Here is a 16134-nt window from a genome sequence, read left to right on the forward strand (position 1 = left end):
CCCTCTGCGGCTTCGGGGGCGGGACGGGCCACGGACGTCACGCGCGGCCCCGGTGGATGGTGATCGTGACGTCGTCGAACGGCACGGTGATCGGGGCGTCCGGCTTGTGCACGGTGACCTCGACCTCCTCGACGGCGTCGTGCGCGAGGCACTGGTCGGCGATCCGCTGGGCCAGCGTCTCGATCAGGTCGACCGGCTCGCCGGAGATGATCGCGGTGACCTCCTCGGCCACCACGCCGTAGTGCGCGGTGCGGGTCAGGTCGTCGCCGGAGGCCGCCGGGCGGGTGTCCAGATAGAGCACCAGGTCGACCACGAAGGTCTGGCCCTCGATCCGCTCACGTTCGAAGACGCCGTGGTGGCCCCGGGCGCGGAGGCCCCGCAGAGTGACGCGGTCCAGCAACTCACTTCTCCCATGTGGACAGGCCCCGCACAGGGCGGGGCACCGGGCCTCGTCGCCCGCGACCTTCGAATCTACCTGCCGGCAAGGACGAACCCCGACCGTCCTACCCGGCACCGCGCGGCGCCACGCGCGCCGGAACGGCCATTGACGTGAACATCCGGTGCATGTTGGCGCAACACTCCCGCCGTCGGCCGGATTCCCGGCCTCAGCGCCCCTCGATCAGTCCTCGTCCTCGTCGTCGCCGCTGGTCAGCACGGGTGAACCGTGGTGCGACCAGAGCTTCCAGCCGGCCGGGGTCCGGCGGAACAGGTTGGTCGAGACCACCTTCCCACCGACCAGCGGACCGAGTTCGCCCTCCTCCTCGGCCTCCCCGCCGGAGAGAATGTTCTCGGTGCACGTGACCAGGGCCACATCGCCCTGCACCTCGCACTCCACGTCGGTCAGGAAGAACTGGATGTACTCCGTGTTCATCATGATCAACATGTACGAACGGGTCACCTGGGCCCGGCCGCGCAGCACCGGCCAGCCGGGGTGCACACAGACCGCCCCGGTCTTGTCGTCCGCCTCACCGGGGCCCAGCCAGGCGGCCTCGACGCCCTCCAGGTTCCCGTTCTCCAGCGCCTCGTAGAGCGCCTGGTTGGCTGCCAGGACGGCCTCGCGGTCCAACTCCGCCGCCGTCGCCCGGTCACCGATCGACCTACCGTCACCCGCCATGCTTCCTCCGCAGTGCCAAGCCAGCGTCCCCTCCGGGGCCCACGTCACCGCCCCCTTCGTGCAGCCCGTTCCCAGGCCGCGACCACTCGTACGGCGTCGGCGGTGCCGGCCACGTCGTGCACCCGGACCGCCCACGCACCTGCCTGGGCCGACAGCACCGAGACGGCCGCGGTGGCGTCGTCCCGCTGCCTGGCCGGGCGCGGCTCCCCGGTTTCCGGGTCGGCGAGCAGCGTACCCAGGAACCGCTTGCGCGAAGCGGCCACCAGTACGGGGCGCCCGAGCGCGGTCAGCTCGCCCAGCCGGCCGAGCAGCGCCCAGTTGTGCTCGGAGGTTTTGGCGAAGCCGAGCCCCGGGTCCAGCACCAACTGCTCCTCCTTCACCCCCGCCGCGGTCAACGCGGCCATCCGGCCGGTCAGTTCGGCCACCACGTCGGCCACCACGTCCTGATAGACCGCCAGCTCGTCCATGTCCGCGGACTGCCCCCGCCAGTGCATCACCACGAACGGCGCCCCGGTGGCCGCCACCACCCCCGCCATCTCCGGATCGGCCAGCCCGCCCGAGACGTCGTTCACCAGCCGGGCCCCGGCCGCCACCGCCTGCTCGGCAACCGCCGCCCGCATGGTGTCCACCGACACCACCACCCCCGCCGCCGCAAGCTCCCGGACCACCGGGATCACCCGCCGCAGCTCCTCCTGCTCCGTCACCCGCTGCGCCCCGGGCCGGGTCGACTCCCCCCCGACATCGACCAGATCGGCCCCCCGCGCGGTCAGCGCGAGCCCGTGCGCCACGGCTGCCGCCGGGTCCAGCCACAGCCCCCCGTCCGAGAACGAGTCGGGGGTCACGTTGACCACCCCCATCACAGCGCAGCGGTCAAGACGCGAGAGCCCGGGCAGGTTGTTCATGCCGCCATTATCGGCACACGCTACGGAAGCCAGGGGCTCGGGGAACTGCGACGCCGACCTCGTAAAAGGTGATCCGTGCGTAGCGGGTCAGGCACTTTCGCCTGTTGCCCGCCGGCCACGAACCGTCGCCGTTCCCCGAGCCCCTGGATGGTGCAACTTCCCTAGGCGGCCTGCGTGAGCGGAGGGGTCTCCGGCATCAGCCCCTGCCGCTGCCGCTTGCGCCCGAACCGCGGCATCCCCAGGGTGATGAACGCCTCCGCCTGCATCGCGGCGAAGCCGATCCTCGGCAAGTCCCTGGTCTGCGGATACACCAGGAACCGCGGCTCCCACTCCGGCTGGAACTTCGCGTTGAACTTGTACAGCGACTCGATCTGGAACCACCGCGAGGAGAACACCAGCAGCCCCCGCCAGGCCCGCAGCACCGGCCCGGCCCCGATCCGCTCACCCCGCGCCAGCGCCGAGCGGAACATCGCGAAGTTGAGCGAGACCCGCCGCACCCCGAGCGCCGGCACGGCCTGCAGGGCCGCCACGATCAGCAGCTCGTTCAGCCCCGGGTCGGCCGCCCGGTCACGCCGCATCAGCTCCAGTGAGATGCCGTCAGACCCCCACGGCACGAAGTGCAGTACCGCCTTGAGGTCGTCGCCGGCCTCGCCCTCCTCGGGCGCCTTGTGGGCGGTGACCACCACGCAGTCGTCGTCGCCCGGGTCGCCGAACCGGCCGAGCGCCATCGAGAAGCCGCGCTCGGTGTCGGTGCCGCGCCAGCGGGCGGCGGCGTCGGCGATCCGGTGCTTCTCCTCCAGGGCCAGGTCGCCGACCCGGCGGACCTGGCAGGAGTAGCCGTTGCGCTCGATCCGCTTCACCATCTGCCGGACGTTGCGCATCGCCCGCCCGGAGAGCGAGAAGGTGGTGGCGTCGACGATCGCCTCGTCGCCGAGCTCGATCGCGTCCAGGCCCGCCTCCCGGGTCCAGATCTCGCCGCCCAGCTCGCTGCAGCCCATCACGGCCGGCACCCAGGCCCGCTCGCGGGCCTCGGTCATGAACACCTTGATCGCACCGGGCCAGGCCTCGTAGTCGCCCACCGGGTCACCGGAGGCGAGCATCACGCCGGAGACCACCCGGTACGAGATCGCCGCCTTGCCGGTCGGCGAGAACAGCACGCTCTTGTCCCGGCGCAGCGCGAAGTAGCCCAGCGAGTCCCGCTCGCCGTGCCTGTCGAGCAGCGCCCGGACCTTGACCTCGTCCTCGGCGGTCAGCTCCGGCTGGGGCTTCTCCGGCCGCAGCGCCAGGTACGCGGTGGTGCCCGCGGTCAGCAGACCGAGCGCGCCGAGCGAGTACCCCACGTACCAGGCGACCCGGTCGGAGCGGTAGTGGATCGGGCCCTCGAAGCCGAACAGGCCGTACGCCACGTGCTCCAGCCGCTCGAACAGGCTCGGGTCACCGAGCTCCGAGCCGTGCCTGACCCCGACGATCACCAGTCCGAGCCCGACGCTGACCAGGGTCAGCAGGACGAACGCGACCACCGCCCGCCAGCGGGTGCGCGGGTCGGCCTTGGCGTAGAACTCGCGGTGGTGCACCAGCAGCACCGCGAACAGCACCATCGAGATCACCGCCGGGCCGACCTGGTGCCAGCGCAGCAGGTGCAGGCCGGCCCCGATCGGGAGCAGCACGCAGACCGCGCGCCAGGCCCGGCGCTTCCGGCGGCGCAGCGCGTGCGCCAGTATCACCAGCAGCAGGCCGACCATCAGGGTGCCGGCCGCGGCCAGCGTGGTGGTGCCGCCCGGGAGCTGCCCGGCCAGCCAGTGCATCCTGGTGTTGCGCAGCTTGGGGAACACCGCACAGGCGATGTCGACCAGGCCGATCAGCAGAGCGGCGTACCCGACCGCACCGGGCAGCCAGGCACGGGGCACCGCGGCAGCCTGGGTACGCAGGTTCTGGAACCGGCGGCGCGGCTGTTCCTGCGGCGCCTCGGCGGACGGCTCAACGGGCACTGGAACGCTCATGGAGAGTCAGCGTAGAGGCTGTTGCGGTCCGTTCTGTCACTCCGAAGGCGGAGTTGTGATGAACCTTCATGACAAATCCTTGATCTGGCAATCGGACCGTCAAGTTGGAACCCCAGTACGGTAATTGCTGGAGCCCCCGACGACGGCAGAGCCCTGGGGACGGGTGTGCCCCACCCGCCGAACGGCGGGGTGGGGCTTGGTGGAGCTCGCGGGGCGCACCTCGGCGCCGCACACGGTGGACGCCGCATTCTAGGCCCTCGGTTGCGGCCCCGGAGCACCCTCGTGACTACCCGTCCGGCGCAGCCCCACTGGCCCGGGCCCGACCGCCCGCAGCACGATGGTCCGTGACCCCCGCCGTGCTGACGGACGTTCAGTAGGAGAACCATGCTCAGTACCCGTGCACTCTTCCAGCAGATCTATGCCGACGACGAGGCGTACCAGCTGTTCTGCAGCGTCGCCGCCGGTGGCGAGGACCAGGGCGGCTGGGAGAACGAGCGGATCACCGAACTCACCAACGACCCGGTGCTCGCCCCCAAGATCGCCCGGCACGGCGCGGACGAGCGCAAGCACGGCCGGATCTTCACCCAGCTGCTCAACAAGCGCGGCCTGAGCAAGGTCTCGATCCCCGGCGACACCGACTACTGCATGCTGCTCGAACGCCAGGGCATCGGCCTCTCGCACGACCGGCTCAAGTCCACCGCCCCGCTCGACGACCGGGAGATCATCACCTACCTGGCGCACAGCCGGGTCACCGAACAGCGCGCCTCGGAGCAGATGCGGCAGCTGGTGAAGGCGTACGAGTCCAACCCCGAGCTCGACAAGGCCCTGCGGATGATCTCCGCCGACGAGGACAACCACCTCGCCTACTGCCACGAGGAGCTCCTCCGGCTCGCGGCGGCGGGCCACGAGCCGTACATCCGGCACACCCTGGAGTCCATCGCCCGGGGCGAGATCCGCACCCACCGCGACGTCGGGCTGGCCGTGATGGCCGCGATGGGGCGCATCCTCGGCTGGCCGCGCTACCAGCGCCTCCTGCTGGCCGCCGGGCTGCACGGGCTCTACCTCTACGAACGCGCCATCGGCTGGCGCCGGATGGTCTCCCTCACCATGCCCACCAAACGCAACGCCCTCGGCTGAGGCCGCTCTGCCCTCCGGACATCAGCCAGGCACTCCCCAGGGGCTCGGGGAACTGCGACGCCGACCCTTGCAAGGTGATCCGTACGTAGGTGGTCAGGCACTTTCGCAGTGACCCGCACGCCAGATCTCCTCGCAGTTCCCCGAGCCCCTGTCTGCCGCAAGCGTGTGCCGACAGCTAGCGCCCGATGATCAAGCTCATCGCTTCGGCCCGGGTCGCCGGGTCGCGGAGCTGGCCGCGGACCGCCGAGGTGATGGTCTTGGCGCCCGCCTTGCGGATGCCGCGCATCGACATGCACATGTGCTCGCACTCGATCACCACGATGGCCCCGCGCGGCTCCAGGATCCGCATCAGCGAATCCGCGACCTGGCTGGTCAGCCGCTCCTGGACCTGGGGGCGGCGGGCGTAGACGTCGACCAGCCTGGCCAGCTTGGAGAGGCCGGTGATCTTGCCGCTGGGGGACGGGATGTACCCGACGTGCGCGACGCCGCGGAACGGCACCAGGTGGTGCTCGCAGGTGGAGAACACCTCGATGTCCTTGACCAGCACCATCTCGTCGTGGCCGAGGTCGAAGGTGGTGGTGAGGACGTCCTCCGGCTCCTGCCAGAGCCCGGCGAATATCTCCTGGTACGCCCGGGCCACCCGGGCCGGGGTCTCGAGCAGTCCCTCGCGGTCCGGGTCCTCGCCGACGGCGATGAGCAGCTCGCGGACGGCGTTCTCGGCACGCTTCTGGTCGAACGTCCCGATGGCGGCGGCGTCCTGCTCCAGGGTCACCGGGTCGATCATGCGTGCCTCGCTTGGTTCAAGGGTGAAGGGCCGAGCAGCACGAATGCCGCGCCTCCAGGGTACAAACCCTGGTGACGCGGCATCCATTCCGTACCGGTCGGTCAGCTTTCGGCCGGAGTCTCCGGGTGCTTGACCGTGTCGACCACCGGGGCCGCGATCTCCGGCTGAGCGGCGTTGGTGAGCGCCAGCTCCTTCGGGGACTGCACCGGCGGACGGGTGGACGGCGTACGACGGGACGAGCCCGTCCAGGCCGGCCGGGCCGGGCGCCTGACGATGGAGCGGAAGATCTCGGCGATCTGCTCCTTGTTCAGGGTCTCCTTCTCGAGGAGCTCAAGCACCAGGTTGTCGAGCACGTCGCGGTTCTCGACCAGGATCTCCCAGGCCTCGTTGTGCGCGTTCTCGATGAGCTTCTTGACCTCCTCGTCCACCAGCCCGGCGACCTCTTCCGAGTAGTCGCGCTGGTGGCCCATCTCGCGGCCCAGGAACGGCTCGGAGTCACTCGTGCCGAACTTGATCGCCCCGAGCCGCTCGGTCATCCCGTACTGGGTGACCATGGCGCGGGCGGTGGCGGTGGCCTTCTCGATGTCGTTCGAGGCGCCGGTGGTCGGGTCGTGGAAGACCAGCTCCTCCGCCGCGCGCCCGCCCAGCATGTACGCCAGCTGGTCGAGCATCTCGTTACGAGTGGTCGAGTACTTGTCCTCGTCCGGGAGCACCATGGTGTAACCCAGGGCCCGGCCGCGGGACAGGATGGTGATCTTGTGCACCGGGTCCGCGTTGGGGGAAGCCGCCGCGACCAGGGCGTGACCGCCCTCGTGGTACGCGGTGATCTTCTTCTCCTTCTCGGACATGATCCGAGTGCGCTTCTGCGGTCCGGCAACGACCCGGTCGATGGCCTCGTCCAGGATGTTGTTGTCGATCAGCTTCTTGTCCGAACGGGCCGTCAGCAGGGCGGCTTCGTTCAGGACGTTGGAGAGATCGGCACCGGTGAAGCCGGGGGTGCGCTTGGCGACGGCCTTGAGGTCGACGTCCGGCGCGACCGGCTTGCCCTTCTGGTGCACCTTGAGGATCTCCAGGCGGCCCAGCAGGTCCGGGCGGTCGACCGCGATCTGGCGGTCGAATCGGCCGGGGCGCAGCAGCGCCGGGTCCAGGATGTCCGGGCGGTTGGTGGCGGCGATCAGGATGACGCCGCCCTTCACGTCGAAGCCGTCCATCTCGACCAGCAGCTGGTTGAGAGTCTGCTCGCGCTCGTCGTGACCGCCGCCGAGGCCGGCGCCGCGGTGGCGGCCGACCGCGTCGATCTCGTCGACGAAGACGATCGCCGGGGCGTTCGCCTTGGCCTGCTCGAACAGGTCACGGACCCGGGAGGCACCGACACCGACGAACATCTCGACGAAGTCGGAGCCGGAGATGGAGTAGAACGGGACGCCCGCCTCGCCGGCCACGGCACGCGCCAGCAGGGTCTTGCCCGTCCCGGGCGGGCCGTACAGCAGCACGCCCTTGGGGATCTTGGCGCCGACCGCCTGGAACTTGGCCGGCTCCTGCAGGAACTCCTTGATCTCGTGGAGCTCCTCGACCGCCTCGTCCGCGCCTGCGACGTCGGAGAAGGTGGTCTTCGGGGTGTCCTTGGTCAGCAGCTTGGCCTTGGACTTGCCGAACTGCATGACCCGCGAGCCGCCGCCCTGCATCTGGTTCATCAGGAAGAGGAACACCAGCACGATGATGACGATCGGCAACATCGACAGCAGCACGCTGACGAAGGTGGACTGCTTCTCGGGGACGACGGTGTAACCGTTGGGAACCAGGCCGGGGTTCTTGCTCAGGTCGGCCGCGACAGCGGCGCCCTGGTCTCCGATGTACGAGGCCTGGAACTTGGAGCCGGAGGGAACCTTGCCATTGCTGCCAACCGGCAGCTTCTGACCGTCCCTCAGCTCGACCTTGATCAGATTCGAGTCGCCGGTGGTGATCTGCACCGACTTCGCCTGATTGTTGTTGATCGCAGCCACGATCTGGCTGGTGTCCACCGTCTTGGAGCCGCTCGAGTCGGAGACGACCTGCATCAGCACAATGACGGCTAGGACGGCCAGCACGATCCACATGATCGGCGCACGGAAGTATCGCTTGACGTCCATCCATGCGGGGCGTTGCCGCCCCGTCCCTCCTGCCACTCAACGGCGCTGCACGGCTGTGGGCCGTCGGCGCATTCCGGGTATGTGCTCATCAGAAGAGCGGTTAATGGGACCGTACCGCAGTCCTCTCCGCCCAAGGCGGGAGCACGACGACTACGACGTATTTTCCTACCCCCGCACAACGGGCGGGAACATCGCACTGTTCCCGCCCGTCGCCCGATTGGGGCAGCTGTTGTCCGACGGTCCGTCAGCCCCCGTAGACGTGCGGGGCCAGCGTGCCGATGAACGGCAGGTTGCGGAGCTTCTCGGCGTAGTCCAGGCCGTAGCCGACCACGAACTCGTTCGGGATGTCGAACCCGACGTACTTGACGTCGATCTCGACCTTGGCCGCGTCGGGCTTGCGGAGCAGGGTGCAGACCTCCAGCGAGGCCGGGCCGCGCGAGCCCAGGTTGCCCAGCAGCCAGGACAGCGTCAGACCGGAGTCGATGATGTCCTCGACGATCAGGACGTCACGGCCGGCGATGTCGGTGTCGAGGTCCTTCAGGATCCGGACCACGCCGGAGGACTTGGTGCCCATCCCGTAGGAGGAGACCGCCATCCAGTCCATCGTCACCTGCGAGTGCAGCGCGCGAGCCAGGTCGGCCATCACCATCACGGCGCCCTTGAGCACGCCGACGATCAGCAGATCCCGTCCGGCGTAGTCCTGGTCGATCCGCGCCGCCAGCTCCAGCAGCTTGGCGTCGATCTCGTCCTTGCTGATGAGCACCTTCGCCAGGTCGGCGCCCATGTCGTTGTGATCCACCGGGGATACGTCCTCAAACGTTCGGGGTCCTGTGTCGGCGGCGGCCCTGCGACCAGGTGTTCACTTGTCAGTCGCTCTGTCGCCGAAACACCAGCGTGCCACACCTACGGGTGACCTCCACGCCACCGGGTAGGTGCAACGGCCCCTGGCCGCGCCAGCCGGTCACCAGCAGGTCCACGGTTTCCAGGTGACGGGCGAACAGATCCCCGGCCGGGCAGCCCGCCCGGAGCGCGGCCCGGCGGAGCAGCCGGCGGCGGACGGCGCAGGGCAGTTCGGCCAGCTTCGAGACGTCCAACGCCCCTTCGGCCGTCCGGAGGTCGCGCTCGGCCAGCGCGGCCCACTGGTCCAGCGCGTCGGCGTCGTCCCGGAACAGCCGGGCGGTCCTGGCCAGCGCCTCGACCACTCCGGCGCCGAGGTGCTTCTCCAGCACCGGCAGCACCTCGTGCCTGACCCGGGAGCGGGTGTAGGCCGGGTCGCTGTTGTGCGGGTCGTCCCAGACCGGGATGGACTGGGCGGAGCAGGCCTGTCGGGTGGCGGCCCGGTCGAGCTCCAGCAGCGGGCGGCGGTAGCGGCCCTTCTGCGCGGGCATCCCGGCCAGCGAGCGGGAGCCGGAGCCGCGGGCCAGGCCGAGCAGCACCGTCTCCGCCTGGTCGTCCCTGGTGTGGCCGAGCAGTACGGCCTCCGCGCCGAGCCGGTCGGCGGCCTCGTCCAGCGCGGCGTACCTGGCCTCCCGGGCGGCGTTCTCCGGGCCGCCCTGACGGCCCACCAGCACCGGGACCGCCTCCACCGGGTCCAGGCCCAGCTCGCGCAGCCGCTCGGCCACCTGCTGGGCCCGCTCGGCCGAACCGGCCTGGAGTCCGTGATCCACCGTCACCGCGCCGACCCGCAGGCCGAGCTTGGGCGCCTCGAAGGCGGTGGCGATGGCGAGCGCCATCGAGTCGGCGCCACCGCTGACCGCGACCAGCACCAGCGGGGAGCCGGGCGCGGCGGGCGTACGGGGCAGGCCGGAGGGGTGTCGGCGGGCGTTGCCGATCAGGGTGGTGGCACCGGCGGCGCCACTCAGGGCGAGCTCGGACGGGCGGCTGCGGGGCGCCCGGGCGGCGGGGGTGGTCTCGCCCAGGTCGGCGGCGAGCTCGGCGAGCGTACGGCGGACGGCGAGGCGTATCGCCGCGACAGCGGGGTGTGGTCCCACGGGTAAGCACTCCTTGGCGGAGAGGCGGAGCGGATGGTGACGCGGCGTCAGCTCACAGTCACCGGGTGCTCACAGATGGTCGCAGAATCCGGGCACCGGCTACGCCACCCGCGCCACCGGTACGACCACCGTCCCACGTACGAGTGAATGAAGAAACGTTCATCCGCAGCCAACGGGTCAACCGGCGCGAACATGCGGACGATCCGGGTCGCTCAGGGAGTCACCCGGGCCACCCAGGCGGCCGGGTTGTGGATCTCCTCGCGGGTCGGCAGCGTGTTCGGCGAGGTCCAGACCCGGTTGAAACCGTCCATCCCGACCCGGTTCACCACGCCGCGGACGAAGACCGCACCGTCCTGGTACTGCCGCAGCTTGGCGTCCATCCCGAGCAGCCGACGGATCACCAGATCCAGCCGGCCCGCACCACCGGCCCGGCGCAGCTGGAACTTCTCCCGGATCTCCGCCACGCTCGGCACCACGGCCGGGCCGACCCCGTCCATCACCACGTCGGCATGCCCCTCCAGCAGGGACATCACCGCGGTCAGCCGGTTCAGCGTCTCCCGCTGCTGCGGGGACTGGACCGCCTCCAGCAGGGTGCCCCGGCGCTCCTCGCCCCGCCCGGCCAGCATCTCCCTGGCCCGGTCCAGCATCGCCGCCGGATCGACGTCGGTCTGGGCCAGGAAGGACTGCACCTCGGACTGGATGTGGTCGCGCAGCCACGGCACGGCGGTGAACTGGGTCCGGTGGGTCTCCTCGTGCAGACAGACCCAGAGCCGGAAGTCGTGCGGGTGCACGTCCAGTTCGCGCTCGACCTGGACGATGTTCGGCGCCACCAGCAACAGCCGACCCGGGGTCAGCGGCCGGAGCGCCCGACGCGGCGTGTCCAGGATGCCCGCCGGACTGTCCGGAGCCTCCGGCAGCGCACCGGGGAACTCGGCCGGGGCGAAGGTCTCGTACTGGCCCAGCACCTTCCCCGACAGGAACGCCAGCACCGCACCGACCTCGACCCCGGTGGCCTTCTCGCCGAGCGAACCCAGCGCCGCCGAACCGGGCGAGTCCGAACGCCGGGCCTGCAGCTTCTCCACCAGCGGCCGGACGACGGTCCGGAAGCCCGCCACGTTGGCCCTGATCCAGCCCGGCCGGTCCACCACCAGCACCGGGGTGGCATCCATCGTCAGCAGGCTGCTCGATCCCATCCGGGTGAACGCCCGGACGTGCTCCTCCGCCTCCAGCGCGTGCCGACGCAGCTCCGAGACCACCGCCCGCGCCTCACCCCGGCTCACCACCGGGCCCGGCCGGGCCAGCCGGATCGCCGTCGCGACCGCGAGATCCCAGTCGACCATCCCAGCCCCGCCACGCGCGCTCGTCATGCCCTCACCGTACGGGACCGTGCCCCTGAGGCACACGCCTAAGTTGCACTACCCAGGGGCTCGGGGAACTGCGAGGAGATCTGGCGCTCGGGTCACTGCGAAAGTGCCTGACCACTTACGTACGGATCACCTTGCACGAGGTCGGCGTCGCAGTTCCCCGAGCCCCTGATGGCTGATGCCCGGAGAGCGGGTGCCCCCAGCTAGTGGCACCCGCAGTTGGCCAGTTGCCCCACGACCCGGTCGACCGCCGCCCGAGCGGCGTCGGGTGCAGCGGTGGTGCGGGTCATCAGGGCGAAGGCGAGCGCCCGGCCGTCCGCGTCCAGCACGGTGCCCGCCAGCGTGTAGATGCCGCTGCCGCCCAGTGTGCCGGTCTTGGCCCGGACGATGCCGATCCCGTTCTGCGCCCGGGTCGCGGTGCCGAACCGGTTGAGCAGCGTCCCGGTGAACCCGGCGATCGGCAGGCCGGTGAGCACCGGCCGCAGCCGGGGATGTTCGGGCGCAGCGGCGAGCGCCAGCACCTTGGAGAGCACCAGCGGAGAGATCTGGTTGCCGGTGTGCAGGCCGCTGCCGTCGTGCAGGACCACGCCCGCCGTCGGGACGCCGAGCTTCTCCAGGGTCTGCCGGGTGGCGGCGGAGGCGCCGTCGAAGCTCGCGGGCTGCTGGGCGGCGATCGCGACCTGACGGGCCATCGCCTCGCTGAGGGTGTTGTCCGACGTGGTGAGCAGGCGTTCGATCAGCCGGGCGACGGTGGGCGACTCGACGGCGGCGAGCCGCTCGGCCCCGGCGGCGGCCGTACCGGCCTTGGGCTTGCCCTGGACGGCCACGCCCTCGGCGGCGAGCGCCGCGGCGAAGGCCTCGGCGGCCTGACCTGCGGGGTCGTAGACCCGGGCCGGGCCCTCGTCAGTGGACTTCGGGTCGATCCGGGCCTCGTTGACCATCAGCGCGGTGACGGAGGCGATGTTCATCGCGTCGTGCTGCGGGTGGTTCAGCGGGCCGGTGTACATCGTGGTGTCGAAACCGAGCTTGACCGAGCTCACCCCGGCGGCCTTGAGAGCGGCCGCGGTGCGCTTCGCCAGTTCGGCGACGGTCGCGGGAGCGGTGTCGGGGTCCACCGGCAGGCCGCCGACCCTGACCTGGTCGGCGGGGAGGGTGGACAGGGTCGGGTCGCCGCCGCCGACCAGGACGATCTCGTCCGGAGCTGCGCCCTTGACCACCTTGGTGGCCAGCCGGGTGTCGCCGGGGATCAGTTCGAGCGCGGCCAGTGCGGTGAGCAGCTTGGTGGTGGAGGCCGGGGTGGCGGGGTTGTTCTCGCCCGCGCCGTACAGCAGCTGCCCGGTGGCGCCGTCGGTGACGGCGAGACTGAGGGTGCCGAGTGCCTTGTCCTGGAGCAGGGCGGCCAGGTCGCGCTGGAGCCCGGCGGTGGTCGGCATCCCCTCCGCCCCGGTCGTACTGGCGGCCAGCACGGCCCCGCCGGTGGCAACCGCCTTGCGCCCGGCGGCGGTTGGCGGCTGTGGCGCACTGCTGCCGGTCTTGCCCAGGCTGGCTCCCGGGCTGGGCTCGGCCCACGCCGGGCTCAGCGCACCCGCTGTCAGCGCCACCCCGAGCATCCCGGCGACCGCCATTCTCCGGCCACGCCCCGCCCCTGCACCTCGCTGCACCGACCAGCCCCTTTCCTGAGCACACCCTGCCGTAGGAGACACTTGGATTCTGTCAGTCCCTACCTTGGAGGAACCGTTGGAGTTCGACGTCCTGATCGAGATTCCGAAGGGCTCGCGGAACAAGTACGAGGTCGACCATGAGACCGGTCGCCTTCGTCTGGACCGGATGCTCTTCACCTCGACCCGCTACCCGGCCGACTACGGCTACGTCGAGGGCACCCTCGCGGACGACGGCGACCCGCTGGACGCGCTGGTCATCCTGGAGGAGCCGACCTTCCCCGGCTGCCTGATCAAGTGCCGTGCCATCGGTATGTTCAAGATGACGGACGAGGCCGGCGGCGACGACAAGCTGCTCTGCGTCCCGGCGACGGACCCGCGCTGGGAGCACCTGCAGGACATCCAGCACGTGTCGGAGTTCGACCGCCTGGAGATCCAGCACTTCTTCGAGGTCTACAAGGACCTGGAGCCCGGCAAGTCCGTCGAGGGCGCCGACTGGGTCGGCCGCGCCGAGGCCGAGGCCGAGATCACGGCCTCGATCAAGCGCCTCGCGGACTCCGGCCACTGAGCCCGGCACCGCGAACGGCCCTGCGGGCCACCCCGGCCGGGGCGAGCAGAGATGCTCGCCCCGGCCGTTTTTCTGTCTGCTTTTACCGACACGGTGTCGGCATGGCGTTGACTTAGGTAAGGCTAACCATAAGAATTGGGGCCAGAGTCCGCGCCGACCGGAGGTCCGCATGACCAACCCTGAGCCCACCCCGTTCTCCACCGTGCTGCGCACCGCCAGTGCCGCGGAGCACGAGGCCGCCGAATCCTCCTCGTTCATGGGGCACCTGCTCAACGGGCGGCTGGGCGTGGAGGCGTACGCGGAGCTCTCGGGCCAGCTCTGGTTCGTCTACCGGGCCCTGGAGGGGCGGGCCGCCGAGCTCGCCGAGCACCCGGTGATCGGTCCCTTCATCGACCCGGCGCTGTTCCGCACCGCCGCTCTGGAGGCCGACCTGCTGCACCTGCGCGGCGCCGACTGGCAGAGCGGGCTGGCCGCCTCGCCCGCCACGGCCGCGTACGTGGCCCGGCTGGAGCAGCTGATCGACAGCTGGCCGGCCGGGTACCTGGCCCACCACTACACCCGCTACCTGGGCGACCTGTCGGGCGGTCAGATCATCCGTGGGATAGCCGAGAAGACCTGGGGCTTCGAGAAGAAGGGCCCCGGGGTGCACTTCTACGTCTTCGAGCAGGTCGGGAACCCCGCCTCCTTCAAGCGCGACTACCGGGCCAAGCTGGACGTGGCCGGCGAGGCGCTGGACGAGGTGGAGCGCCGCCGGGTGACCGAGGAGACCAAGAAGGCGTTCACCCTGAACGGCGCGATCTTCACCGACCTGGACCTGCGGTACCCGCTCAGCGCCTGATCGCGGTAACCCCGTTGCCCTCTGGTGAACTGCACCAGAGGGCAACGGCGTTCGCGGACTACTTGACGGAGCGGCGGCGTAGCAGCACCGTGGTGCCGCCGCCGAGCAGCAGCAGACCGGCCGCGGTGGCCAGCAGCGGGACGATCGGGGTGTCCATCCCGGTGGAGGCCAACTCGCCTGCGACGACGGGGGAACTGTCACTGGTCAGCACCGCACCGCCACTGGGGGCCGGGGTACCGGCGGTGGCCGGGGCCGGGGCCGGGGCCGGGGTCAGGGTGGGCAGCGTGGCGCCCTTCTCGAAGGCCAGCGTGGCGCTGACCGGGTCGAGCGCGGCACCGGCCTGGTAGAAGCCGCCGAACGCGGTGGCGCCCTGCTCGGCCAGGGTGGCCGGGAGCTGATCGAGCGTCACCACGCCGTTGACCGGGGCGAAGCTCGCCTTCGAGACGTCGAGCGAGGCTATCTTCGCACCCGTCAGTTCGGTGACCTTGCCGTCCAGCGCCTTCGACCTCACGTCGGCGGTCAGGAACGCCCCGGCCCGCTCCACCTGGATGCCCAGGTCGGCGAAGGTCAGGTCGAGCTCGTAGCCGCCGTCCTTCGGGTGCGCCAGGAAGCGGACCGAGCCGTCGAACCCGGCCGCGACGGCGTGGGTCTTCAGGTTGTACGCACCACTGCCGCCGCCGAACCGGTAGTCGGCCGCGCCGCCGCCGAACTCCACCTTGCCGGACGCCGCCGGGGTGGCCAGGTACTTGCGGAAGGACTCCTTCACGCCCCAGTTCAACGCACCGTCCAGGATGGGCAGTTCGGTGGGCGCCGGGGTGGAGGGGCCGGCCGAGGCGCTCGCCGAAGCCGAAGCCGAAGCACTGGCGCTGGCACTCGCGGAGGGCGAGGCGGAAGCCGAAGCGCTGGCCGAAGCACTCGCGGACGCAGACGCCGAAGCGGTCGCCGAAGGCGAGGCGCTCGGCGTCGACCTGGTCAGCACCAGCTTGACCGGGTCCATCGCCGCACCGGCCTGGTAGAACCCGCCGAACGCCTTCGCACCGTCCTCGGTCAGCACCGTCGGGGTGGCCACCCCGGTGGTGGTGTCGCGGCCGACCGCGAAGGTCACCAGCGGGACGTCCGCGCGCTCGACCAGCTTGGTGGTCTTCGCCTTGGTGGTCGGGTCCTCGGTGGTCTCGGCCGTCACCGCGTCCACCGTGATGGTGCCGGTGCTGCCCGAGGTGGTCAGCTTGAAGTCGGTCAGCGCGATGTCCAACTGGCCCTGGTGGCCGGTGAAGTGCAGTCCGCCGGTGAAGTGCAGTCCGCCGGTGAAGGCGCCGCTGACCGTGTGGGCCGTGCCGTCGTACGCGCCGGTGCCGTCCAGGTGGAAGCTGCCGTCGGCGTTGCGGATGGTGCCGCCGGTCAGCTCGATCTTGCCGCCCTGGGAGGCGGGGCCCTCCAGGTACTTGCGGAAGGACTCCTTGACGCCCCAGTCCAGCGAACCCTGGTCGTAGACCACCGTGGCGGGCCCGGCACCGAAGGCCACCCCGGGCATGCCGACGGCGGTCAGGCCGAGCCCGACCGCGACGGCGGCCAGAGCCGGAAGGGGGGTGCGGTTGCGGCGGGCGCTCTTGGCGGTGACGGGCATGGTGCTGGTACTCCTTCAGGAACGG

Annotated in this window: 14 protein-coding genes; 3 read left to right on the plus strand and 11 right to left on the minus strand. The window is 70.8% G+C overall.

What is annotated here, in order from left to right; genetic code table 11:
• Window positions 1-37 precede the first annotated feature (37 nt).
• The 4 genes from folB to ASC99_RS03140 all read right to left on the minus strand — a co-directional run bounded on the left by folB (window position 38) and on the right by ASC99_RS03140 (window position 4016).
• Entirely contained in the window at window positions 38-397 is a 360-nt protein-coding gene (gene folB / locus ASC99_RS03125; protein ID WP_057228077.1) for a dihydroneopterin aldolase, read from the minus strand.
• Window positions 398-619: 222 nt separating this feature from the next.
• Window positions 620-1114 (minus strand): nuclear transport factor 2 family protein, encoded by a 495-nt coding sequence (locus ASC99_RS03130; protein ID WP_057227816.1) that lies wholly within the window; start codon window positions 1112-1114, stop codon window positions 620-622.
• 44 nt (window positions 1115-1158) lie between these two features.
• Window positions 1159-2016, minus strand: coding sequence for a dihydropteroate synthase (gene folP / locus ASC99_RS03135; protein ID WP_057227819.1), 858 nt, complete (start codon window positions 2014-2016; stop codon window positions 1159-1161).
• A gap of 161 nt (window positions 2017-2177) precedes the next feature.
• Complete coding sequence (locus tag ASC99_RS03140) at window positions 2178-4016, minus strand: phosphatidylglycerol lysyltransferase domain-containing protein (protein WP_057227821.1); 1839 nt, start codon at window positions 4014-4016, stop codon at window positions 2178-2180.
• Between the two features lie 384 nt (window positions 4017-4400).
• On the opposite strand from ASC99_RS03140, the gene ASC99_RS03145 reads away from it, so the two are divergent.
• On the plus strand, window positions 4401-5153 hold the full coding sequence (locus ASC99_RS03145; protein ID WP_057227823.1) for a ferritin-like domain-containing protein: 753 nt from the start codon (window positions 4401-4403) through the stop codon (window positions 5151-5153).
• Between the two features lie 175 nt (window positions 5154-5328).
• Here ASC99_RS03145 and folE read toward each other — a convergent pair whose 3' ends face one another.
• From folE to dacB, 6 genes are all read right to left on the minus strand, one after another.
• A complete protein-coding gene (gene folE, locus ASC99_RS03150) occupies window positions 5329-5937 on the minus strand; it encodes a GTP cyclohydrolase I FolE (protein WP_057227824.1) in 609 nt (202 codons plus the stop codon).
• A 101-nt stretch (window positions 5938-6038) separates the two neighbouring features.
• On the minus strand, window positions 6039-8066 hold the full coding sequence (ftsH, locus tag ASC99_RS03155) for an ATP-dependent zinc metalloprotease FtsH (protein ID WP_057227826.1): 2028 nt from the start codon (window positions 8064-8066) through the stop codon (window positions 6039-6041).
• Window positions 8067-8310: 244 nt separating this feature from the next.
• Complete coding sequence (gene hpt / locus ASC99_RS03160; protein WP_057227828.1) at window positions 8311-8865, minus strand: hypoxanthine phosphoribosyltransferase; 555 nt, start codon at window positions 8863-8865, stop codon at window positions 8311-8313.
• Between the two features lie 67 nt (window positions 8866-8932).
• Window positions 8933-10057, minus strand: coding sequence for a tRNA lysidine(34) synthetase TilS (tilS, locus tag ASC99_RS03165; protein WP_057227830.1), 1125 nt, complete (start codon window positions 10055-10057; stop codon window positions 8933-8935).
• 212 nt (window positions 10058-10269) lie between these two features.
• Complete coding sequence (locus ASC99_RS03170) at window positions 10270-11424, minus strand: zinc-dependent metalloprotease (protein ID WP_082598032.1); 1155 nt, start codon at window positions 11422-11424, stop codon at window positions 10270-10272.
• A gap of 200 nt (window positions 11425-11624) precedes the next feature.
• Entirely contained in the window at window positions 11625-13046 is a 1422-nt protein-coding gene (gene dacB / locus ASC99_RS03175) for a D-alanyl-D-alanine carboxypeptidase/D-alanyl-D-alanine-endopeptidase (protein ID WP_057227834.1), read from the minus strand.
• 112 nt (window positions 13047-13158) lie between these two features.
• Between dacB and ASC99_RS03180 the strand changes: the two genes are divergently transcribed.
• Together ASC99_RS03180 and ASC99_RS03185 are read left to right on the plus strand one after the other, a co-directional pair.
• Entirely contained in the window at window positions 13159-13647 is a 489-nt protein-coding gene (locus ASC99_RS03180) for an inorganic diphosphatase (protein WP_057228079.1), read from the plus strand.
• A 169-nt stretch (window positions 13648-13816) separates the two neighbouring features.
• Window positions 13817-14485: a heme oxygenase (biliverdin-producing) gene (locus ASC99_RS03185; protein ID WP_057227836.1), complete on the plus strand. Its 669-nt coding sequence runs from the start codon at window positions 13817-13819 to the stop codon at window positions 14483-14485.
• A 58-nt stretch (window positions 14486-14543) separates the two neighbouring features.
• On the opposite strand, the gene ASC99_RS03190 is transcribed toward ASC99_RS03185, so the two are convergent.
• Entirely contained in the window at window positions 14544-16109 is a 1566-nt protein-coding gene (locus tag ASC99_RS03190) for an HtaA domain-containing protein (protein WP_057227839.1), read from the minus strand.
• Window positions 16110-16134 lie beyond the last annotated feature (25 nt).

The sequence above is a fragment of the Kitasatospora sp. Root107 genome (assembly GCF_001424875.1).
Classification (GTDB): Bacteria; Actinomycetota; Actinomycetes; order Streptomycetales; family Streptomycetaceae; genus Kitasatospora.

Coding starts and splice junctions, on each gene's coding strand:
- ASC99_RS03130 (WP_057227816.1), bottom strand. CDS start 1,114: ATGGCGGGTGACGGTAGGTCGATCGGTGACCGGGCGACGGCGGCGGAG.
- folP (WP_057227819.1), bottom strand. CDS start 2,016: ATGAACAACCTGCCCGGGCTCTCGCGTCTTGACCGCTGCGCTGTGATG.
- ASC99_RS03140 (WP_057227821.1), bottom strand. CDS start 4,016: ATGAGCGTTCCAGTGCCCGTTGAGCCGTCCGCCGAGGCGCCGCAGGAA.
- ASC99_RS03145 (WP_057227823.1), top strand. CDS start 4,401: ATGCTCAGTACCCGTGCACTCTTCCAGCAGATCTATGCCGACGACGAG.
- folE (WP_057227824.1), bottom strand. CDS start 5,937: ATGATCGACCCGGTGACCCTGGAGCAGGACGCCGCCGCCATCGGGACG.
- ftsH (WP_057227826.1), bottom strand. CDS start 8,066: ATGGACGTCAAGCGATACTTCCGTGCGCCGATCATGTGGATCGTGCTG.
- ASC99_RS03170 (WP_082598032.1), bottom strand. CDS start 11,424: ATGACGAGCGCGCGTGGCGGGGCTGGGATGGTCGACTGGGATCTCGCG.
- dacB (WP_057227834.1), bottom strand. CDS start 13,046: ATGGCGGTCGCCGGGATGCTCGGGGTGGCGCTGACAGCGGGTGCGCTG.
- ASC99_RS03185 (WP_057227836.1), top strand. CDS start 13,817: ATGACCAACCCTGAGCCCACCCCGTTCTCCACCGTGCTGCGCACCGCC.
- ASC99_RS03190 (WP_057227839.1), bottom strand. CDS start 16,109: ATGCCCGTCACCGCCAAGAGCGCCCGCCGCAACCGCACCCCCCTTCCG.